Genomic DNA, 21,773 nt, shown 5'->3' with positions numbered 1-21,773 from the left:
TCTTATTTGTTCGCTTCGAATGCGGCCTGGTGCTCCTGTGCTACCTGGGCGGAGTCGGCTTTTTGTACGAACAGATTCTGGATGCTGCTCAAGTGAACCTGTGCAGTTGCCGGGTTCATCGTGTTATCAAAGGCCAGATCGCCGCCTTTGATGTTGTTGAAGAGGGAAGCCACTTCAATAGCAAGTTCGGAATAACCAGCGGCTTTAAGGTCGCCGTCCACCTTTTGACCAAGTCCTACGGCATTCTTAAGTTCAAACTGTTTCTTAGGCAGGTTAAGCGCGAAATAGTTGAGGAAATCCTTGGTCTCTTGCAAATGCTCGCTGTTGGCTGACACGGCAAACGCACTGCCTGGAGCCAGCATGAACTCGTTCAGATCACCCTTGCCATCCACGGTAGGGAACTGGAATGCGCCCACTTTACCAGCTACGGAAGAAGCATCAATGGCACCGGTCTCCCAAGTTCCGATCACCCACATTGCAGCCTTACCGGACTTAAAGATATTACCGCCTGCGTTAGCATCAATAGAAGTCGCGCCATCCGGGAATGCTCCGGCCTGGACAAGATCTTGGAAGCGGTCCACCGCAAGCTTAAACGCCGGATCGTCAAATTTCTTCTTACCGTCAACTACATCTTTCAGGAATCCAGGTCCGCCGTTCGTGCGGAGCAGGATGTTCATGAACAGGAAGGAACCCGTCCAGGAGTCTTTCTCTCCAATCGCAATCGGTGTGATTCCTTTAGCTTTAAGTGCTTTAACATCAGCCAACATTTCGTCAAATGTGGTTGGTACTTTGTCGATTCCCGCTTGCTTGAACAATTCTTTGTTGTAGTACACAACCTCGATGTTATTTCCATCCGGCAGGGCGTACACATTGCCGTCAAAGCTGTAGTAATCCAGCAGTCCGGGTTGATAGGTATCCTTCAGCCCATTCTTGTCGATCACATCATTCAGCGGAGCGAGCAGCTTCGCGTCCACGAACGGCTTCATCTGTGCCGCCGGATTCACGATGGTAATATCCGGAACTTCCTTGGATGCCGCCTGTGTCTTCAGCTTCATCTTCTGCTGGTCCGTATTTAGCGTATCCAGCTCGATTTTCACGTTCGGGTTAGCTTTCTGATATTCTTCTACGATAGCATGTGTCATTTTATAAGATGGGGTCGACGGGTCTGGTTGAATATTTTGGAAAGTGATAGTGACTTTCTTGTCGCTTGGTTTGTCTCCTCCTGAAGAAGCAGTCGTGTTGTCAGTACCAGAGTCAGTTTTAGCTCCGCCTCCACATGCGGCCAGGCTCAAAGTGAGTGCCCCTGCGAGAATCATGGAAAGCGTTCTTTTTAACGGCTTTTGTACCATTTTTTAGCCCCCTGTTTTTTTGAAGTATAAGCTAATTATTAGGGATTAGAGCGCTTCCAACAAGCTGTGAATTTAAGGAGTAAGGTTTGTTTTTTTTAGGTTTGTGAGGGAGCGCCTGGGAAGGTTCTTCCGGGAGCCGCTCCGGGGCGGATTGTCCTTACGATCGCTGTTATTCCCGGATTGTCGTGAATTAGATAGGTTGTTACAATCCGGAATAAAGGCGACCGCTCCGCTTCTCCAGGACCAATTCCACCCATTCGCTGGTGCGAGCTAGCTGACCCCTTTGATACAGAATAAAAAAATAAAACCTTGGGGGGCTGTAAGGGGGATGAGCTGAGGTAGGTTGAGATCCTTAACGGTAGACCGAAACCTTAGGATTATAATCTGAAAGCTAACCACGGTCTTGAGGACGTATATATTTCAGGTCCAAGTTATTACTATTCTGCAGTCTAATGACCTTGTGAGCATGTATTTGCAATTTGGCCTCTAACTGATCCCGGCGGTTATCCTCAAAGTCACGTGTCCATGCATACATCATTTTCAGCATCTTCAAATCCGGCTTATAGTGACACTCCTCAATCCCAAGATTCTGTTTAAGGAATCTTATCAAAATTCTAATTCTGCGCTTCCATAGAGGAGGATCAAGAAAGATAATGGTGTCTGCCATCTCATATAAACATTGATAGGATTTGCGATCCGTGCCTTCGAATATCCAAGCTCCACGTTGATCAATTTCCTGAATAACCTCAACCTGCTGTTCTGGTGTACGTTTGAAACGCTCTGTTGCTGACTGGTGATGAACAATACAATCCAGCTCATACCACGGAATCTTCAGTTCTTCCGATAATCGCTTGGCTAAGGTTGTTTTGCCGCTGGCAACAATCCCAACGATATAAATTTTCTTCATATGTCCTCCTTACTGAGCATGCTGGAGAATTCGGCAGATCAACCAAACAAAGGCCCGATTTCTTCACGAAACCGGGCCTTTGTTTGGTTGTCTATGCTTATTCATTTGTTGCTTTGAACTCTGCTGCGGTGCAGCTATATAAGATGAACTTTAGAATTAACTGATCTGAGCTTCGATCCCGAGTGATTCTGAAGAAGCGAAGCGTCCGCCTTTGTCTCCGAAATGCCCCTACTTGGATATCTAGTTCAAAGGATTTCGGAGACAACAGTGGTCGTAAGAACACTCGGCATCGCAGCACTCCCAAAAGGGTAACCTTCATAAGTTCATTTTATATAGGTGTTTTTAGAAATCCCGGCTTTTCTTCTTCGGGGACAGCATCAGGAAAGCTCCCGCAAGCACCAGCACAAAGGCCATCAGCGGTTGTCCCAATACCGTATGATTCAGCATGGAGCCAATCGAGAATACGGCAAAGAACAGAATTGAAATAACTGTCAGGATGTTAATCGGAATGAGCAGCCACTTGTTCCGGCCACCGAACCAGTAAAGCTCGAACAATCCAACGGCTGGAGCAAGGATAAAGCCCGGCCACATGGTTCCCCAGCTGTCAAACAAGGTAGCGATCTGACATACCAGCCCTACGGTGAACAGAATACCGCCCGGAACAAGCAGGCCCACACCCTTGCGTCCGGTCATAGTAAAGTACAGCCAATGCATCAGCAGGCCTAGCGGAATGATAAATAAGGTTGGCCAGAAATACTCAAAGATAGTCCCCGGCCCCATCGAACCTGACTTATTCAGGAACAAATAAGCTCCCAGAAGGATAAATACAGGTCCAAAAATCGTCTTGGTATTCATACGTTCACTCCTCGATCATTTAATCTCTATTGTCAAGGATAGCACGGCTGGAATTTTTTAACCTCCATCTAAAGGGAAGATTCATCCTGGACCAAGGTCTAGGATAACTTAAGTTACCGGTTCCGGTACTTAAGTTACGCTTGAGGTATTCCTGCAGCTGACCGAACTAGAGCCAAAAAGGTTATCCCGGGAAGCAAGCCCAGGATAACCTTTTTGTAAAGTGACTCCGTGTTTTATTGATTAGGAACCGTGATGCTGCCAGATGGGGCAGATAACGCATTTACCTTGGTGTTCTTGTCGATTGCTTTGGAGAGCACATACACCTTGTAGGTGCCTCCCTTCACACCCGTAACGTTCAAAGTTCCTGTTGTCCCGTTCACATCCTTCGCTTGCGTAACAGCCTTGTCTTCCACATTAGACGCGGTGACCTCGATGTCGCTCGCGACAAGCGCAATCGTATAGCTCGCAATGTTGGCATCTTTTGGATCTGCATAACTTACATCCAGCTCATTTGCACTCTTATATACTGCGGTCACTTTGGTGACTGCCGCCACCGGCTGCGCCGTAGGCTGGTCCTGCACCGTGAATTCCGCCGACGGCTCGGACAGAGCGTTAGGAATATCTGAGGAGTTGGACACGGCCAGCACATAAACTCTGTATTTTCCAGCCGAGATTGGGCTGCCTTGAGTGCTGCTATATGTCAGCGGGATCCTCAATTCTCCATCACTGCTCTTGGTGAAGTACACGTTATTATTAGCCTCATTCAAATTGAAGCCAGATGATGAAGGAACCACAAACACCCGGTACTCCTTAACAATAGACGGTGTCGCGGATGGTCCGAAGCGGACAAGAACCCCTGCTGCCTTGCCGGTACCGTCCAGGTACACCTCGCCAGTCACTCCAGTCGCTGGAGCAACCCTAGAGTTATCGGCCAAAGTAATTGGGGCTGATCCCGGGGACAGCGCGCTGGCTCCTGACCCCACGGACAGGACAAATACCCGGTACTTCATTCCGTTACGGATGGTATTGCCATCTGTATCCTTGGTTCCGGAAGTCAGATCCTTGGTCACGGCTCCCCCCGTTTTGGCCACGGAAGTATAATAACTGCTTGCAACCGCTTCGGATTTCGTAAAATTACCGGCATATTGATCTTTGACTACATAAATCCGGTATTCCGAAATGCCGCTCTCATCGGCTGCTCTATCGAAGGTTACTCTCAGGTCGCGTCCGTCACCGTTATCCTTAATATCGGCTGCGGATACGTTCGATACTGCTCCTACACTGCCTGTGTTGGTCAGAGTAATAACAGATGAGGCCGCCGACAGGGCGTTGCTGCCCGAGTAATATCCACCACCCACGGACAGGACGAAGATCCGGTAAGCTACCCCGTTCTGAATGAGGTTGCCGTTCGTGTCCCGTGTGCTTGCGCTGAGAACCTGACTGAGATTATAACCGGTCTTGCTGACCACGTTATAGTAGCTGTTCGCCACCGCATCCGACAGCCGGAAGCTGCCCGCGTATGCGTTATTCACCACATAGACACGGTAATGGGCGATCGTGGACTCATCGCTGACCCGGTTGAACGTCACCTTCAGATCAGAGCCATTGTTGTTGTTGCCTACATCACTGGCGCTCACACCAGTCACCGCGCTTACGTTGTTCTTGTCAGATAGCGTAATTGCCGGAGAATAACTGGACAGCGCATTGGTGCCGGAATAACTGCCGCTTCCCACCGATAGGACAAACACACGGTAGCTTATTCCGTTGCGAATCGCGTAACCGTCAACATCCCGTGCATCGCTTGGGAGCACCTGATTGATGTTGTAGCCGGTTTTGCTAACATAGGTATAGTTGGCACTGGATACCCGGTTCGCATCGTACAGATCGAAGTTCCCGGCGTTATTGTTTCTGACGACAAGAATACGATAATGGCTGATATTGGACTCATTGCTCGCCCGGGTGAAAGCTACTCTTAAATCACGGCCGTCGTTATAATCATTAACATCATCCACACTGACATTGGTAACCGCATTGATGTTAGAGTTATTCCACAGCGTCAGGGCAGAAGACACGGAAGAAATCGTATTCGAATAACCGTTAGCTCCCACGGCTACCACGAAGAAGCGGTAGGTCGTCCCGGTCGTAATAAGGTAGCCATTCACATCTCTGGAACCCGAGTTCAGTGTCTGGCTGATGTTGTAACCGTTCTTGCTGATAGATGTGTAATTGCTGCTGGACAAAGCGTCCGCAGTGGACAACGTGAAGCTTGAGGCGTTCTGATCCCGGACTGCATAGACCCGGTAACCGCTAATGCGGGATTCATCTGACACCTTGTTGAAGCTGATCTTCACATCACGTCCATCGCCGTAGTCACTAACATCATTTACAGCTGTGATGTATGGCACGGTTACCGTACCGCTGCCCAGCGTAATCGCAGGCGATCCTGCAGACAACTGGCTTGGCGATACACTTGTATTGCTGCTTACTGCAAGCACATAAATCGTGTATGATACCCCATTCCGGATCAGTTCGCCGGAGGTGTCTCTGGCCGATGAGCTCAGAGTCGTTGTCAGCGTGGAAGCACCTGTTTTGTTCACCGTTGTATAGTTCGAGGAAGACATTCCGTTGGCAGTGGACAGGTTGAAACTGCCCGCATTCTGGGTCTTGACCACAAATACGCGGTAATTTGCAATATTGGATTCATTTTGTGCCTTCGTGAAGCTCACCGTTAAATCACGGCCGTCACCATAATCAGCGGTGTCCGTACCTTTGACACCTGAAGCAGAAGTACCTGCTCCCAGAGTCACAGCCGGAGACGCATTCGACAAGGCGAATTGGCCCTGCTTCCCGGCAGCCAAAACATAGACATTATACGACACTCCTGAGCGAAGCAGCTCACCGTCAGTATCCCTTGTCTGTGCGGTCAAATTCACCGACCGGTCCGAGCCCTGAATTCCTACAAAGGTGTAGTTGGATGAGGATGCCTGCTTTGCGGCGTTCTCATCGAACCAGCGTGCCTTGTCAGACTTCACCACGAGGACACGGTAGTGGCTTACCAGCGACTCATTTGAGGGCTTCGAGAAGCTTACATTGAGATCCCGGCCGTCGCCATATTGGCTGACAATCTGAGGTGTTACATAGGTTACCGGACTAATCGTAGATGGGTCATCTACCGGAGGCTGATCCCCGTTCGTAATGTACACGCTGCGCGCGGAGCTCTTCCAATCCACCTTGGCGCCCAGAGCCGTGCTGACAAATCTGACCGGAACCAGAGTGCGGCCTTTGACTGTTTGGGCCGGGACATCCAGTGTCACCTTCTGGTTATTGATCGTTGCTGTCTTAGACCCGATTTTCAATGTGACTGTGGTGTTGCCCTTCTCAGCTCTAACAACTCCCGTCTTACTGTTCCAATCTACCGAAGCGTCAAGCGCTTCAAAAATAGCCCGCAGCGGAAGCAGCACTCGTCCCTGCTTCTCGATCGGAGCCTGGTCTGTGGACAGCCTGATCCCATCCATATAAATACGGATTGGTGAAGCTGCACCTTGGGCCTGCGTCTGCCATGCAAATGAAGAAAGCATAGCCATGATTGACAGCAGGGAAATCACTTTTTTCATAATATCCTCCTCTATCCACCTTAGTATAGAATTAGCTCCATAAGCGTCCTCACCCAGCCAGCCAAAATGGCAAAAACTAGCCAGGAAATCAGCCTAGGAAGACACTCTACGCTGTATAGATTTTCCTGTTCGAATATTTGGACGCAGATGGTGTGGGAAAAGTTTCCTTGACCAGCAAAATATTTTTGCCCCTGGCCATCAACACAAATTTCCGACTCTCTTCTTCCCGTTAATACAATTTTTTCCTGGCAAATTCTAACTGAATTACTGATAATAGCAATGTACATCTGATGGAATTTTGTACATAATTTATTTCAGAATTTGGAGGATATTACAGCAATGAAGATGAGCAAATTCACCCGGTGGCTGATGGCTGCCCCCCTAATCTCGGCTTTGGCCTTCCCTACGATCAGCGCCGCAGCCCCGCAAAAGGCCGTTTCGGACGTATGCACATTTGAAGTGCCAACCTATGACCTGGTTGTTTCCAAGGATGCCAAGAAGAACAGTACCTCGATTGCATATACCTGCCAGACAGGTATTCTATCCATCGATGTATCAAGTAAAGCTGAAGATTCCTCTGTCGTTAAAACGGAGGACGGCTTTGGACATATTGATGTCACCGCTCTTAAACCCGGCAGCACGGACGTCCTGGTATCCGTGTACGGATACGGTGAGCCTGCGCGGATCAAGTTCAATGTAGCCGCTGAGTCAGATCAGGGTACAGAGACTCCGGAAACTCCAGCGGTTCAGGAAGACCCAGCGATTCAGCAGCTCCAAGACTATATTGGTCAGATGAAGAAGCTGGTGAACTATGAGAACACAGCCGTCAACACTTATAACAAGTATCAGTATGTAAGCAGCAAGAACCGGAAAGAGGCTTATTACGCTTTTGCCAACACAATTGTTCCGAATTACACGAAGTTTGTTGCTGGTATCAAAGCAATGAAGACCCCGAATGCAGATCTGAAACGCATCAACGCGCTGTACATCAAGGGATCTTCCTACCAATTAGAGGCGCTGACTTTGATGAAAAAGGCTTTGTATAACACCAAAATAGACAGCAAGCTATACAAACAGGCTAACGCCAAGCTGGCAGAAGGAAGAAAGCTAATCTCCCAATTCAGCTCAGAATTTGAGAAATATACGAACAAGCTCTTGCAATAAGTTTGAAGCAAAAGAAGAAGGAGCAGCCCAAAAGTCATTTGACCCAGGGAGGCTCCTTTGTCTGTTCTAAGAACGCTGCGTTAAAGAAGATTTCCTCGAATCGCTGTTGCTTCCGATGTTAGCGGATATATCCCACCTCCCCCTCAGAAGCATCTCCTACCGGGTAAGGGAAGTAGCAGCCTCCACCTAAAGCAAGCTTAGGCTGCCCGCTTCAAATTCAGCAGAATCACTCCTGCAATAATAAGCAGGATGCCCCCAACCGTGTACCAATTCACGGCTTCTTTCCATATCACGATGCCAATTATAGCTGTAGCTGCTGTCCCAACCCCGGACCAGATGGCGTAAGCGACCCCTAGAGGGATGGATTGTAGAGACAGGGACAACAGATAGAAGGCGGCCCCAAAAAACACTAAAGTCCCCAGAGAGGGAAGCAGCTTCGTAAATCCGGCCGATGCCTTCAGCAGAGAGGTCCCCGCAAGCTCACTGAGTATAGCCCCTGCCAGAAACAGATAGGTTTTCATTCCATGTCCTCCTTACTTTTATCATTAGAACCCGGTGCATGGATTCCGTTCAGCAGCAAATCCACAAGCTCCGCTAAGGTTTCTTGAACGCCCCTTTGTCTGCCGCCCTCGCTGTCCATGATCTGGTACATGCCTCCGACATATGCCTGAATGAACAATTCTGGATTAAACCGGCGGAACTCTCCGCTCTCCATCCCTTCCTGGAACAATCGGCGGATATTATCCCAGCCCTGGTTCAAATATTCATCCAAGGTTGCCCATCCGGCCGGATATTTCCTCCTGAGCTCATCCAATACTCCCACTTGGGTAAAAGAAAAACCCTGCGGAAGCACAATCAGCAGCTCTCTCAGCCGCTTGGATAGCGGCATGTCATGGTTGTCCAGCAGTCTCTGCTCCTCGGACCTCATATCTTCAATGGACTGCTCCACCAGATACCCAATAATAGCTTCCTTCGATTCAAAATGCTGATACAGAGTTTTGCTGCTGATCCCAAGGCTTGCAGTCAGATCCCGGATGGAGAAATGCAGTCCGCGCCGGGCAATCTCCCGTGCAGCCGCTTGGGCAATCTGATTTTTCATATTCTTATTCTCCTCTCCCCGTAAGAATGAACCTCCTTGATCCCCCTGCTGCAGATCAACCCCGGGAGAAACACCAGAGGATAGATCATCAGGAACAGATTTGGCAGCCACCACAGAAGGTCGTAGTCCCCCCGTATTCCCCAGAAAGCGACAGCCTGAAGACCCGAGCAGAATGTTAAGCTTAAAGATATCACCGCAAGCATCCTGCTTGCCGCCTGATTCACACTTCTATTGAGATAATACATACTAAGCAGACCCGTAAGAGATATGAATAAATCCAGAGGCAAAAATGATAGATTCCAAGACACCATCAATTCGTCCTGATAGTCCTTGTACTTGTACTCTTCAGGAATCACCCCAAACAGTACAACCATCCAATAAACGATAAACCCTACATCTGTAAACCACATCAAATACTTTAAATATCTGTTCATCACAACCCCCAGAGCCTGTTAATTGATTATTCGGAAATCAAAGAAAACATTTTGTTTTATTTGTTTTCTACATTATCAAACCTGACCTGAAGAAGTCAAATCTTCGCGTCTTCAGGGGGACGATTCCAATATGGAAATAGAGGGATGTACAAAAGAGAAGCTCAGATCCGTTTAGAATCTGGGCTTCTTTTTTGACTCTTTATTTTCTTCCATAATCGGCCTTAATCTCGCCCCATACCTGGGTCTCCCACTTCAGAAGCTTATTCTCGTAGTTGTTGGACTTAAGCCAGGCTACTGCACGGTCCACCAGCTCCCATATCTCCCGGGTCGACTCGTTCCTTGCCAGCGTCGTTGCCACCTTTTTCTCCCGGACCCACTTCAGAGCCGTTCTGGAATCACTGTACACGGTCATCTTGCTGCCCCTCTGTTTCAAATAGGCGAGCGAATGAACGATGGCCAGGAATTCCCCCAGGTTATTCGTCCCGTTAGGAATCGGTCCCCGCTCAAAGATTACTTCACCTGTCCGGGTGCTAACCCCCCGGTATTCAATAGGTCCCGGATTGCCCTTGGTTCCCACATCTACAGAAATGCTATCATAGTCAATTTCCGCCTTAACCGCACTGGAGCTGCTGCCTGAAGCCTTCGCCTTCTGGCCACCCCCGCTCCGGCCTCCCGCCGCAGACGTGCCCGACTTGCCCCAATGCTTCTTCCAGCCGTCCCGGAAAGCCTGTTCTGCTTCGGATTTGGAAGGGTAAGACTTGTACTTGGCATCCTTATAGGCTTCCACCTGAGCTTTGCACTCCGCCCAAGTCGCGTAAACTCCAGGAGCTGCACCCTCCCATACCACATAATATTTTTGACCCGCCATAATGTCCCCCTCTTGCAATTTGCATCTTTCCGTTATGTCCAAGCCCAGAAGAAACCGTCCCGGTCCCAGGCGACCCGTCCGCCGTGCTGTTTGCGGAACGCCTTCTTCACTTCCTTGGCCAAGGATACGTTCCCATTCTCATTCCTAAATACATACTGCTCGCCAAAATGGCTCCTCACATATTCGATGGCTTCCTCCTGACGCAGAATGCCCCGGTGCCGGATTTCTTGGATCATCCATTCCGCTATTTGCTGCTCTGAAGACTCCATGGTTTATAGCTCCTTACTTTCTCATGTCATTAAGAAATGTGCTGAACATTGAATTCATATATATTGCATGGTATCTGATTTGGGGACATCAATCAATGGCTGGGCTGGTGTCATTTCAGGGCATTTGTGAATAGGCTGAATCATCAATATTATTGGAGGTTCTTACGTATGATGAGAAACTTGAGCACCGATTCGTATGTCCGGCAGCCTTATCCCTACTATCCGTACCCCTATAAATACAATTACCCGCCGTTCTATCCTTACCCATACCCTTACTATCCTTACCCTGTTTATCCGCCTTACTTCGGTTATCCCTACCCTTTCCCTTATTATGGAGGATATTTCGGGAACTACTCTGGACACGGAGACGGACACCACCACGGACATGGAAGATGGCAGGAGCCAAGGGATTTTGAATTGAATTTCCAATCCAAAGCTAAATATGGCGGCAAATACGGCCTGGATGCTCATGCGGATGCCCAAGTAGGTGGAGGCCAAGACCTTACCTTTGACGCCGCTGGCAATCTGGGCGGAGAGCATGGCATCGGCATGCAGACCGCCGGGCACTTGGGCACCCAGGGAGCGGGCTTTCAGGCCGGTGGGCATGTTGGCGGAGACAATTACGGAGCCAAAGGCCACGCCGACGCCAGCCTGAACCTGGCCCAGGGGCTTCAGGTGGATGCCGGGGCCAGTGTAGGCGGCCAGCACGGCGTTGGCGTGCAGGGCGACGGCTATGTCGGCGCCAAAGGCATTGGCGCCCACGCCCAAGGCCAGATTGGCGGCGAGAATTACGGAGCCAAGGCGCACGCCGGGGCTGATCTCAGCCTGAAGCAGGGATTTGGCTTCGATGCCGGAGCCAATGTCGGAGGTAAGAGCGGCTTCGGTGCAGGCGCCAGCGGGCATATCGGCCTCGGCAAGGGCGTGGGATATCAGGTCGGCGGGAAGGTCGGCGGCCAGCACGGGGTCGGTATCCACAGCGATGCCCATCTTGGCGGCGGCAAGGGCGTAGGCTTTGACATTGGGGGCAACCTGGGTACCCACAACGGCCATGTAGGCGTTCAATTCGGCGGCGACAAGGACAAAGAGGACGAATAACTGCCTCACATCATTAAGTTGAGCTATGGATTTACAAATAGCTTCTCCGGAATCATTTCACAACTTGTCCAGGGGTAATTCCCAAGTACAACTTATAAGCGTATTCTCCACATGCAAAAAGGACCGGGTGACTCCCGGTCCTTTCCTTTTCTTTCGGTTATTTCAGGCCTCCAACTTTTCCGTCACCGGCCAGGCCCTTAAGCAGCGGCTCCCAGGTCAGGCCTTCTCCACATATTTTTTTGCGCTGATCAGAGATGTTTTGCAGGGAGGCATTGCGTTGAGCTTCCAGAGCGCGGACTGTTTTCAGGTACAGATCCTGAATTTTGTTCTCCGAAGAACTAGCTGTGTTGGCAATTTGTTGTTTATAGCGCGCAATGTCCTTGGCAATCTTCGCGGTAAGCTCTTTATACAGCTTGCTGATCTGCTGCTGGGCTTTGGTTTTGCTGATCTTCCCGCGTGAGTAAGCATAAATAGGGCTTGTAATATAACTTGTGCTGGAGTTCTTCATCAATGCATACATCGGACTGCTGATATAACTGTCAGATACCGTCTTGTTCAGCGCATAGGCTGGACTGCTTAACAGATTAGGACTGATCGCCCTTTTATAATCCCCCATATAGCTGCTGAGAGAATTCTCATTGATTGCCCGGGCGAAGGTGCCCATCGTACTGCTTAGTGAATTCCGGTTGGCCTCCCGGGTATAGATTCCCATAGGGCTGCTGAGTGAGTTCGGATTGATATTGCGGGCATACTCATTCAGCTCCGATCTGAGATCCCGATTATCACCATAGCGCTTCTGCAAGTCTGCCAAATCGGCTTCCAGCTTTTCATTCCACTTGTTCTGGTCTTCCAGAACAATTCGCTCCAGTTCAGCCAATCTATCGTTCTGGGTCTTCAAATATGTATTGTACGTTTGCGTTTGCTGATCCATATAGTTGTTATAGGCAGCGACCGTCTTTTTATTATACGCCTTATAATTGCTCCAGACCTGGTTGATCCATTTGCTGTCTGCAGCCTGAACCGGGCCTGCTGGCATGAAGATTACCATCATAAGCAGCAAGCATAAGCCTAACAGCATTCCTTTTCGTAAAAAACTCCCCTCGCACTTGTGCATTCCCTTCATACTTCATTGCCCTCCATCCGTCTTTTATGTCAATCAGAGGTATTTTATCCAATGACTTGGTAAGTTCCAATAGTCCGTAAAGTCTACAGTCCCTTCGAACTAATTATTCTTCCTTTTACAACTATTACTGTAATTTAATTTCAGTTCCTCATATTGTTCTATTTGTTTCTTTTACATCCTTCTATCATTATAAATTTACATCCGCTTTACCCTAACTTATTGAAATGTAAGCGTATAGCTTCTTTTCGGCAACTCATAATCAACCTTCGTTCAATAATTTTGCATTTGGCTTAAAAAAGTACACAAAACCCATATCTCTTTTGTAAAATCTCGATTAATATAGGGAGTGCATTAACAGAATTACAGAATCTTACTTACGAGAGGGATGAAGAATTTCGTGAAGAAGGGGTTAAAGAAACAACTCGGTAAAGTCGTTACATCTTCCTTGGCTCTAAGCCTGCTCGTGCTGCCGCTTCACAGCGTGCCCGCATCCGCAGACACGGCGTCCGCAAGCTCCCCGCTGAAACTGAGAATCATGGAGACTACGGACGTTCACACCAACCTGATGTCCTATGACTACTACAAAAGCGCGGATGCGCCTACCGTAGGGTTGGCCCGGGTTGCCACACTGGTGAAGGAAGCCCGCAAGGAGGTTCCTAACACCCTGCTGGTTGATAATGGCGACCTGATTCAGGGAACACCGCTGGGTACATATGAGGCTCTTGTGAGCCCGGTTAAGCCGGATGAGACACATGCCGTATATAAAGCGATGAACCTGATGGGCTACGATGTGGCCACCATGGGAAATCACGAGTTCAACTACGGCCTGGACTTCCTCGATCAAATCGTCAAGAAAGCCAGCTTCCCGTACATTAATGCAAACGTATACAAGGATGACAAAGACAACAATCCTGATAACGATGTAAACCGCTTTAAGCCTTACGAGATTCTGACAAAGACCTATAAGGATGAAGCTGGCCAAACCCAGACGCTGAAGATCGGCGTACTTGGCCTGGTGACTCCACAGATCACAGAATGGGACAAGGCAAACCTTGAAGGCAAGGTAATTACGAAGGATATCGTGGCTACAGCTGAGAAGTTTGTTCCTGAGATGAGAAAAGCGGGCGCGGATATCGTCATCGCCATGGCTCATACCGGCTTTAATGCGAATGCCAAAGCTAACGTTAAGGACGAGGACGTTGTTCTTCCGCTAAGCAAGGTTACCGGAATCGATGCCATCACCTTCTCACACACCCATAAGGTATTCCCGACGGCCACAGACAAGTCGCTGGATGCCCTGTTCAAGGACTCCTCCGGCAAAGTCCTGCCTGCAGTGGACAACGTTAAGGGAACCATTAACGGTGTACCTGCGGTGCAAGCCGGATACGGCGGCAGCAATCTCGGTATTATCGATTTGACGCTGGAGAAGAAAGACGGGGTATGGAAAGTTGCCGCCTCCCAATCTTCAACCAAAGCGATCTACGATGCCGCGAACAAGAAATCCCTGGCCGAGCCGGACCCTGCTGTAGTTGAAGCAGTCAAAGCTGAGCACGAAGCTACGATTGCTTATGCCAACAGTCCGATCGGAACAGCCACTGCACCGATCCACAGCTATTTTGCCCTGGTTCAGGATGATCCTTCTGTACAGATTGTTACCAATGCACAGAGAGATTACGTTGCCGATTATGTGAAAAAGAACCTGCCTGAATATGCGAAGACGCCGATTCTGTCTGTAGGTGCTCCATTTAAAGCGGGACGCAACGGTCCGGAAGAATATACGGATATCGCTAAAGGCCCTCTGGCAATCAAGAGTGCCGGTGACCTGTATCTATATGACAATACGCTGAAAGCGATTCTGGTAAAGGGCTCCGTCGTTAAGGAATGGCTGGAAATGTCCGCAGGCAAGTTCAATCAGATTGATCCTGCCAAGAAAGAGGAACAGCCGCTTCTGAACCCAAGCTTCCAGGTGTACAATTTCGATGTGATTGACGGTGTTACTTATCAGGTGGACGTTACTAAGCCTGCCAAATATAACATTGACGGAACTGTAGCTAATGCGAACAGCAGCCGGATCGTCAACCTGCAATACCAAGGCAAACCGGTTGATCCGAACCAGGACTTCATCGTGGTGACGAACAACTATCGCGCAAGCGGCGGCGGGAACTTCCCTGGCGTTAAAGGCAGCAAGTATGTCATTGACAGCCCGGATGAGAACCGTCAAATTCTGATGGATTACATCACTGCGAACAAAAACATCAATCCAACAGCAGATAACAACTGGTCCATTGCTCCTGTACAAGGAGATTTGAATGTCACATTCACTTCTTCCCCTAAAGCCGAGCAGTATGCCAAGCTGACCAACAATATTCAGTACACAGGCAAGCTGGACGAGAAAGGCTTTGGCGTCTATAAGCTTGACCTGAGCAAAGCCGTTGCCCCAGTAACAACACCTGAGCAGCCTGGTACTTCCACACCTGCTCCTGGCACAGACGTGCCTGCGGCGCCTGGCTTCAAAGACGTTCCTGCAGACCACTGGGCCCACAGCTATATCAGCGACCTGGTTGCGAAGAAGATTGCCACTGGCAAAACGGCGGCTTCCTTCGATCCGAACGCGCCAATCACACGCGCTGAGTTTGCAAGCCTGCTGGTGAAGGCTCTGGACCTGAAAGCCAAAGGCAAATCTGTGTTCAAGGACGTATCCGATAAGAGCTGGTTCGCTGGAGCCGTTATCGCCGCTTATGAGAACGGCATTATCAACGGAACCAGCAAGACCACCTTTGAGCCGAACAAGCCGGTAACACGTGAAGAGATGGCTGTTATGGCCAAGCATGCAATGGATGTTAAGGCTGGCGAGAAGCTGAAGGCCGCTGCTGAAGCGAAATTCGCAGACAGCGCCAAGCTCAGCGCTTGGTCTAAGGCTGAAATTAACCTGATTGTGGATCGCGGAATCATGAACGGGCGCGGCGGCAACAAATTTGAACCTGCAGCCTCCTCCAGCCGTGCGGAAGCAGCCAAAGTTGTGGATATGATCATCACGAACATTTCCGTACAGCTGCTCGGAATCAATGATTTCCATGGACAGCTCGATTACAAGAAAGACCTTAAAGATGCCTCGGGCAAAGTAACTGCCACTGTAGGCGGTGCCGACTATCTGGCTGCTTATCTGAAGCAGTATAAAGCCAAGAACCCGAACACCCTTCTGGTTCATGCAGGCGATGCTGTAGGGGCAAGCTCCCCGATTTCCGCCCTGCTGCAGGACGAACCAACGATTGATTTTCTGAACCGCCTTGGCTTTGCTGTAGGCACCGTGGGCAATCATGAGTTCGACAAAGGACCTGCGGAAGCTCTCCGCCTGATTCACGGGGGCAAGAACCCGAAGGACGGCCATGACTTCGCGGGAGCCAGCTTCCCTTATGTGGTGGCGAACGTACTGGATGAGAACGGCAAGCCGTTCCTGCCTGCTTACACCGTTAAGGAAGTAGGCGGTGTAAAGATCGGATTCATCGGTGTGGTTACCAATATCACACCTTCTATCGTGAGCCCGGCTGGTATTAAAGGCCTTACCTTTACCGATCAGACCACAGCCGTCAACAAAGCTGTAGCTGAGCTTAAGGCTCAAGGCATCCGGTCTATCGTAATTCTGGCCCACGACCCATTCGCAGGGTCCAAGGATGCCCCAACCGGTGAAGTTGTAGACCTCGCGAACACGGTAGACGATGAAGTTGACGTGATTCTGGGCGGCCATGACCATGGCGGTCTGAATGTCGTGGTAGACAACAAGCTAATCGTGGAGTCCTACTCTTACGGGGTGGCCTTCTCCGATTTTGACCTGGAAATTGACCGTGCTACGCACAACATTGTGAGCAAGAAAGCTACCATTGTGGATACCAAACATGAAGGAATCACACCGGATGCGGAAATCACCAAGATGGTTGCTGACTATCAAGCGAAGAACGCTCCGGTCCTGAATGCACCTGTCGGCAAGACAGCTGCAGCTATCACCCGTACTACAAGTACGGCTGGTGAATCCGCACTGGGCAACCTGATTGCCGACAGCATGCGCGAGACCATGAAGGCCGACTTCGGTTTCATGAACTCCGGCGGCATCCGCAACGATCTGCCGCAGGGAACCATCACCTATGGCAACATGTTCGGCATTGAGCCATTCGGCAACGTGCTGGTGAAGCTGACGCTGACGGGGGCCCAAATCAAAGAGCTGCTGAATCAGCAATGGGGAGCGCCTAAGACCCGCATCGGGCAAGTCTCCGGCCTCACTTACAAATACGATGACAGCAAGCCGGATGGCTCCAAGATCGTCGAAGTGAAGAAAGCCGATGGAACACCACTCGAAGACACCAAGAACTATACGATTGTTGTTAATGACTTTATGGCTTCCGGCGGAGACGGATACACTACCCTGACTAAAGGAACCAACCGTGAAGTTGGGCCAGTGGATCTGGATGCGTTTGTTGATTATGTGAAAACTAAATTTGCAGGCAAAGACATTGACGCAAAGATTGAGAATCGGATCGTCAAAGTGAACTAATTCAATTCCTTATAGTGAAGAACCCCCTCCGGGAGACCGGCAGGGGGTTCTTGTCTTGATCATAGGTCAATCTGAAGCACAATAAACAATCAGCCCGAGCATTACAATAATCGCCAAATGAGAAAAATACCTGCACCGCAATCTTAAGGATAGTTTAAGAAGTACGAAAAGGTGTTTACAAGAATGGAGTACGAGAGTATGATAATCATCGGTTTTCAATTTCCATATATTCGCTGAAATCTTACAAGATGCGGGGGAACCGTTCTAACGGATTGAATCGATCCGGGGGGTGAATCCTATTACAAGGTAGGGCTACTCAAGGGCCCGAATCCGACAGCTAACTCCGTAAGCGTTATTTGAGAAGGAAGGTGGATTCAACCATGACCAGAATATTTAAAACCTGAGTATGTATGATTAGACTTGTGGACATTGTATAGTTCGTAAAGCACTTGGGTTTATGTCTTAATTTTTACCATACTGGTGGTGGAGAGAATGTCTTTAAAAAGATTTTTAATCGGGCGTCCCCTGAAATCAACAGAACTGGGCGAGCAAAAACTAAACAAAACCAAAGCTCTGGCCATTCTGTCCTCTGACGCCTTGTCCTCCGTTGCCTATGGGCCGGAGCAAATCCTGCTTGTCCTAATTACAATAAGTGCGGCAGCCTTCTGGTATTCAATACCGATTGCCGTAGGTGTGCTGGTTCTGTTAACCGCACTAATTTTATCTTACCGTCAAATTATTTTTGCTTATCCGCACGGCGGGGGAGCCTATGTGGTATCCAAGGAAAACCTTGGAACGAACTATGGTCTAATAGCCGGCGGTTCACTGCTGGTGGATTACATTCTGACCGTAGCCGTGAGTGTGTCCGCAGGAACAGATGCGATCACCTCCGCTTTTCCCAGCCTGCATCCTTATACGGTAATTATTGCGATTATTTTTGTATTATTCATCACGACCTTGAACTTGAGAGGGGTCACGGAGTCGGCCTCAATTCTGGCCTACCCTGTATACTTGTTTGTTCTAGCTCTGTTCATTCTAATCGGGGTCGGCATATTTAACATCCTGACAGGCCATGTGCCAGCTGAGCTGCACGCTCCAATCGGAACCCCTGTCGCTGGCATCAGCTTATTCTTGCTGCTGCGGGCTTTTGCATCAGGTAGTTCTGCGCTTACGGGGGTTGAGGCGATTTCGAACGCCATCCCGAACTTTAAAGATCCGGCGCCGAACAACGCCTCCAAGACGCTGCTGGCTATGGGAACCCTGCTTGCTGTGCTGTTTTCGGGAATTGTATTCCTGGCTTATTATTACGGGGTAGCCCCTAAAGCTCAAGTCACGGTAGTTTCCCAAATCGCGGAAATGACATTTGGCCGCAATTTCATGTACTTTTTTATCCAAGGAACTACGGCTCTGATTCTTATTCTGGCCGCCAACACGGGGTATTCCGCATTCCCGCTGCTGGCTGTAAACCTGGCCAAAGACAAATTCATTCCAAGAATGTTCACGGTACGAGGAGACAGGCTGGGGTATTCCAACGGAATTATCATGCTGGGAGTCTGCTCCATTATCCTGATTGTCGTATTTAAAGGACAGACTGAGCACCTGATTCCACTGTATGCGGTCGGGGTATTTATTCCATTTACCCTATCCCAGACCGGAATGATGCTGAAATGGCTGCGCACCAAGCCCCAAGGCTGGGTACCGAAATTTATCATCAATACGATCGGGGCTTTGATCAGTCTCACCGTATCGCTCATGTTCTTTCTGACCAAATTCAATCAGGTATGGCCGGTATTGATCTTCCTGCCGCTGATTATTCTGTTCTTCTACCGGATCCGGAAGCACTATGAAGCGGTAGGAGACCAGCTGAGATTAACCACCTGCGAGCGGGCTGTGCCAATTGAAGGCAATGTGATTATTGTACCTGTTGCAGGGATTACCCATGTAGTGGAGAACTCGCTGAACTATGCGAAGTCACTATCCCCTCATCAGATTATTGCAGTCTATGTACCTTTCGAACGGCATGACGAGGATGAATTCGAAGCCAAATGGGAGAAATGGCAGCCGGACGTACGCCTTGTTACCCTCTACTCTCCTTACCGGAGCATTATTCATCCGCTGCTCAAGTTCGTGGATACCGTGCAGCGAAAGGCCAGTGAATCGAATTATCAGGTTACTGTGGTAATCCCCCAATTCATTCCGAAGAAGGGATGGCATAATATTCTCCATAACCAATCCGGCCTGATGATTCGCACCAAGCTGCTCTACAGCAAGAAGGTCATTGTTACCACGGTTCCTTACCGTCTGAAAAAATAATCCACTCTCCACTGCGTCCCTAGGGACTTAGGGAGTTGGATAGAAGTGAAGGCCCTCTTCCTGGGCTTCGTAACGGTGATTTACGCACCTAGGAAAAGGGCTTTGCCCAATCCTCATGCATGTTTAAGGCATCCAAGCATAAAGATCGCCGGGCCACACACCGCGCACTAAGGTGACGTGTGCAGCTTTCCCGGGAACACCAAAAAGGCACCCTGAGTAAAGGGTGTCTTTTTGGTATGAAGCATGGGGGATCTATGTTGGGGAATCTGATTGGAAGCTCTTCTTATGGGTCTAACCTGTTGTTCCTAGCCCTTGATTGAGCCGGCTACCATACCTTTCATAATCTGCTCCTGAAGAATCAGATAGATAACAATGGTCGGGATTACAGCGATCGCCATCGCCCCCATGGTAAGGGCATAATCTGTACCGAAGCCATCCGAGAATAGAGACAGACTCAGCGGCAGCGTCTTCAGGCTTTGGGAATTGATAAATACCAGGGCGAACGAGAAGTCGTTCCAGAATCTTAAGAAAGCCAAGATCGAGATCGTTGCAATAATTGGAGTACTGAGCGGAAGAATCATTCTTCCGAAGATTCCCCACCATCCTGTGCCGTCAATCATGGCAGCTTCTTCAATTTCACGCGGAATGGAAGCCATGTACGCCATCGCCAGGAATATCGCAATCGGAAGCTCAAAGGCTGTATACGGCAGAATCAGCGCACCATACGTATCCAGCAATCCGATCTTCTTCATCATCAGGAACAGCGGCACCAATGTGCTGTGAATCGGGATCAGCAGGCCGGCCAGAAACAGTGCGACAACTACCTTTTTGAATCTGAAATTGAATCGGGCCAGCGCATAAGCAGCCAGTAGCCCAAGAATAATGGTCAGGGCCACAGCCAATATGGTGACAATCGCAGAGTTCATCATCGCTCTACCCATATGTCCGAGATCCCAGGCGCGGGTGATGTTCTCCTTCATCCATACAAGCGGAAGGCCATAAGGACGCTTGAAGAAGTCCTCGTTCGTTTTAAAGGCACTGATAAACAGCCAGTACAGCGGGTACAGCGTCAGTATGGCATAGATCAGCAGGGGAAGCCTGACAAGTCCGGCAAGCGCTCTGCGCCAAAAATTTTGGGTAATCGGGGTCTTCAGGGCGGTTCCCGTGTTTCCGGCAGCCGCGGAATTTCCGGTTGTCTCTAGTTTCACGTCCCTCCCTCCTTCTGTTAGCTTGCTTTTCTTCGGGTAACGATGTAGTTAATTCCGATCAATAGGGCACTAATAATCATAATCATCGTGGATACCGCGGAACCGTAACCGTAGCGGTAAACCTTAAATGTGTTGTTGTACATGTATGTCGCAAGCAGTTCTGTCGATTGGGCCGGGCCTCCCCCGGTCATCACGATAACGTGATCGAAGGCCTTAAGGCTCCCCGAAATACAAAGTACCATGGTAACCACAACCGTCCCCCATACCATTGGCAGGGTTACATGAAGCAGCTTCTTCCAGCGCACAGCTCCGTCAATCTTGGCCGCATCGTCAATTTCTGGTGAAATATTCTGAAGAGCCGCGATGAAGATCACCAGATATGGACCAATGTTGGCCCAGTTGATCGGAATCGAGATCGCATACATATTCACCTTCGGATCGGAGAGCCAGGGGCGGGCCCAGGAGCCAAGTCCGATGTGCTCCAGGATGTAATTAAGGATACCGAACTGGGGATTATAGATATATCCCCAGATCAGTCCGACAACTACAGTCGAGAGAACCATCGGCATGAAGACAGCCGAGCGTACAAGCCGGGTGAAGAACGTATTCTTAAGCAGCACGAGCGCCAGCAGAAGTGCGATGGGAATCTGTCCTAGGATCGAAGAGACAACCAGGATCAGGTTGTTCTTAAGCGCTCTCCAAAAAATTGGGTCCTCTAAAATCACCTTATAGTTGTTTATCCCTATAAATTTGGCTGCACCGAGTCCTTTCCAATCATACAGGCCATAATATGCGGACCAGAAGATTGGCACGATTACAAAGACCAGAAACAGCAGCAGCGCCGGGAGCAGGGCAATTGCTATAAAACCTTTACTTCGTATAGCCGTTGGCATGGCCAGCCTCAGCCTCCTTCCTTAATGCAGCGGCTT

At 49.5% G+C, this 21,773-nt stretch carries 16 protein-coding genes and 1 riboswitch; of the genes, 4 read left to right on the top strand and 12 right to left on the bottom strand.

Annotated features, from left to right (window positions below; translation table 11 throughout):
* Positions 1-2 precede the first annotated feature (2 nt).
* The 4 genes from BN6628_RS01790 to BN6628_RS01775 form a co-directional block, all read right to left on the bottom strand.
* The gene (locus BN6628_RS01790; protein ID WP_068613425.1) at positions 3-1,349 is read right to left on the bottom strand and encodes an extracellular solute-binding protein; all 1,347 of its coding nucleotides are present in this window, start codon (positions 1,347-1,349) and stop codon (positions 3-5) included.
* Positions 1,350-1,740: 391 nt separating this feature from the next.
* Positions 1,741-2,256 carry a P-loop NTPase family protein gene (locus tag BN6628_RS01785; RefSeq protein WP_068613423.1) on the bottom strand — a complete coding sequence of 172 codons (516 nt, stop codon included), beginning with the start codon at positions 2,254-2,256 and terminating at the stop codon, positions 1,741-1,743.
* A 342-nt stretch (positions 2,257-2,598) separates the two neighbouring features.
* Entirely contained in the window at positions 2,599-3,111 is a 513-nt protein-coding gene (locus tag BN6628_RS01780) for a hypothetical protein (RefSeq protein WP_068613420.1), read from the bottom strand.
* 233 nt (positions 3,112-3,344) lie between these two features.
* On the bottom strand, positions 3,345-6,725 hold the full coding sequence (locus BN6628_RS01775; RefSeq protein ID WP_235847553.1) for a copper amine oxidase N-terminal domain-containing protein: 3,381 nt from the start codon (positions 6,723-6,725) through the stop codon (positions 3,345-3,347).
* 339 nt (positions 6,726-7,064) lie between these two features.
* Between BN6628_RS01775 and BN6628_RS01770 the strand changes: the two genes are divergently transcribed.
* Positions 7,065-7,889 (top strand): hypothetical protein, encoded by an 825-nt coding sequence (locus tag BN6628_RS01770; RefSeq protein ID WP_068613416.1) that lies wholly within the window; start codon positions 7,065-7,067, stop codon positions 7,887-7,889.
* A 197-nt stretch (positions 7,890-8,086) separates the two neighbouring features.
* Here BN6628_RS01770 and BN6628_RS01765 read toward each other — a convergent pair whose 3' ends face one another.
* The 5 genes from BN6628_RS01765 to BN6628_RS01745 form a co-directional block, all read right to left on the bottom strand.
* Positions 8,087-8,410: a DMT family transporter gene (locus tag BN6628_RS01765; protein WP_068613413.1), complete on the bottom strand. Its 324-nt coding sequence runs from the start codon at positions 8,408-8,410 to the stop codon at positions 8,087-8,089.
* A complete protein-coding gene (locus tag BN6628_RS01760; RefSeq protein ID WP_068613410.1) occupies positions 8,407-8,988 on the bottom strand; it encodes a TetR/AcrR family transcriptional regulator in 582 nt (193 codons plus the stop codon). Before BN6628_RS01760 ends, BN6628_RS01765 begins: the two co-directional genes overlap by 4 nt.
* The gene (locus BN6628_RS01755; RefSeq protein ID WP_068613407.1) at positions 8,985-9,422 is read right to left on the bottom strand and encodes a DUF5360 family protein; all 438 of its coding nucleotides are present in this window, start codon (positions 9,420-9,422) and stop codon (positions 8,985-8,987) included. Before BN6628_RS01755 ends, BN6628_RS01760 begins: the two co-directional genes overlap by 4 nt.
* A gap of 199 nt (positions 9,423-9,621) precedes the next feature.
* Positions 9,622-10,290 carry a ribonuclease H gene (rnhA, locus tag BN6628_RS01750; protein WP_068613404.1) on the bottom strand — a complete coding sequence of 223 codons (669 nt, stop codon included), beginning with the start codon at positions 10,288-10,290 and terminating at the stop codon, positions 9,622-9,624.
* 32 nt (positions 10,291-10,322) lie between these two features.
* Positions 10,323-10,559, bottom strand: coding sequence for a DUF6953 family protein (locus BN6628_RS01745; protein ID WP_068613401.1), 237 nt, complete (start codon positions 10,557-10,559; stop codon positions 10,323-10,325).
* A 168-nt stretch (positions 10,560-10,727) separates the two neighbouring features.
* Here BN6628_RS01745 and BN6628_RS26360 point away from each other — a divergent pair, with 168 nt between their 5' ends.
* Complete coding sequence (locus tag BN6628_RS26360; protein WP_068613398.1) at positions 10,728-11,654, top strand: hypothetical protein; 927 nt, start codon at positions 10,728-10,730, stop codon at positions 11,652-11,654.
* Between the two features lie 157 nt (positions 11,655-11,811).
* On the opposite strand, the gene BN6628_RS01735 is transcribed toward BN6628_RS26360, so the two are convergent.
* Positions 11,812-12,777, bottom strand: a complete 966-nt coding sequence (locus BN6628_RS01735; protein WP_082926747.1) for a hypothetical protein — start codon at positions 12,775-12,777, stop codon at positions 11,812-11,814.
* 397 nt (positions 12,778-13,174) lie between these two features.
* On the opposite strand from BN6628_RS01735, the gene BN6628_RS01730 reads away from it, so the two are divergent.
* Positions 13,175-17,323 (top strand): bifunctional 2',3'-cyclic-nucleotide 2'-phosphodiesterase/3'-nucleotidase, encoded by a 4,149-nt coding sequence (locus BN6628_RS01730; RefSeq protein ID WP_262363139.1) that lies wholly within the window; start codon positions 13,175-13,177, stop codon positions 17,321-17,323.
* 221 nt (positions 17,324-17,544) lie between these two features.
* A riboswitch (cyclic di-AMP (ydaO/yuaA leader) is annotated at positions 17,545-17,691 on the top strand.
* 124 nt (positions 17,692-17,815) lie between these two features.
* A complete protein-coding gene (locus tag BN6628_RS01725) occupies positions 17,816-19,636 on the top strand; it encodes an APC family permease (RefSeq protein WP_068613392.1) in 1,821 nt (606 codons plus the stop codon).
* Between the two features lie 305 nt (positions 19,637-19,941).
* Here the strand turns inward: BN6628_RS01725 and BN6628_RS01720 are convergent, their stop codons facing one another.
* Both BN6628_RS01720 and BN6628_RS01715 read right to left on the bottom strand, forming a co-directional pair.
* Positions 19,942-20,844 (bottom strand): carbohydrate ABC transporter permease, encoded by a 903-nt coding sequence (locus BN6628_RS01720; protein WP_068613376.1) that lies wholly within the window; start codon positions 20,842-20,844, stop codon positions 19,942-19,944.
* 17 nt (positions 20,845-20,861) lie between these two features.
* A complete protein-coding gene (locus tag BN6628_RS01715) occupies positions 20,862-21,737 on the bottom strand; it encodes a carbohydrate ABC transporter permease (RefSeq protein ID WP_068613374.1) in 876 nt (291 codons plus the stop codon).
* Between the last annotated feature and the right edge of the window lie 36 nt (positions 21,738-21,773).

It is taken from the genome of Paenibacillus tuaregi, from assembly GCF_900086655.1.
Taxonomy (GTDB): domain Bacteria; phylum Bacillota; class Bacilli; order Paenibacillales; family Paenibacillaceae; genus Fontibacillus; species Fontibacillus tuaregi.
This window is presented reverse-complemented; position numbering and strand designations above follow the sequence as displayed.

Bases quoted from the DNA above. Each gene is read 5' to 3' on its own strand.
- BN6628_RS01780 (WP_068613420.1), bottom strand. From the start codon at position 3,111: ATGAATACCAAGACGATTTTTGGACCTGTATTTATCCTTCTGGGAGCT.
- BN6628_RS01790 (WP_068613425.1), bottom strand. From the start codon at position 1,349: ATGGTACAAAAGCCGTTAAAAAGAACGCTTTCCATGATTCTCGCAGGG.
- BN6628_RS01770 (WP_068613416.1), top strand. From the start codon at position 7,065: ATGAAGATGAGCAAATTCACCCGGTGGCTGATGGCTGCCCCCCTAATC.
- BN6628_RS01735 (WP_082926747.1), bottom strand. From the start codon at position 12,777: ATGAAGGGAATGCACAAGTGCGAGGGGAGTTTTTTACGAAAAGGAATG.
- BN6628_RS01765 (WP_068613413.1), bottom strand. From the start codon at position 8,410: ATGAAAACCTATCTGTTTCTGGCAGGGGCTATACTCAGTGAGCTTGCG.
- BN6628_RS26360 (WP_068613398.1), top strand. From the start codon at position 10,728: ATGATGAGAAACTTGAGCACCGATTCGTATGTCCGGCAGCCTTATCCC.
- BN6628_RS01745 (WP_068613401.1), bottom strand. From the start codon at position 10,559: ATGGAGTCTTCAGAGCAGCAAATAGCGGAATGGATGATCCAAGAAATC.
- BN6628_RS01775 (WP_235847553.1), bottom strand. From the start codon at position 6,725: ATGAAAAAAGTGATTTCCCTGCTGTCAATCATGGCTATGCTTTCTTCA.
- BN6628_RS01715 (WP_068613374.1), bottom strand. From the start codon at position 21,737: ATGCCAACGGCTATACGAAGTAAAGGTTTTATAGCAATTGCCCTGCTC.
- rnhA (WP_068613404.1), bottom strand. From the start codon at position 10,290: ATGGCGGGTCAAAAATATTATGTGGTATGGGAGGGTGCAGCTCCTGGA.
- BN6628_RS01725 (WP_068613392.1), top strand. From the start codon at position 17,816: ATGTCTTTAAAAAGATTTTTAATCGGGCGTCCCCTGAAATCAACAGAA.
- BN6628_RS01760 (WP_068613410.1), bottom strand. From the start codon at position 8,988: ATGAAAAATCAGATTGCCCAAGCGGCTGCACGGGAGATTGCCCGGCGC.
- BN6628_RS01785 (WP_068613423.1), bottom strand. From the start codon at position 2,256: ATGAAGAAAATTTATATCGTTGGGATTGTTGCCAGCGGCAAAACAACC.
- BN6628_RS01755 (WP_068613407.1), bottom strand. From the start codon at position 9,422: ATGAACAGATATTTAAAGTATTTGATGTGGTTTACAGATGTAGGGTTT.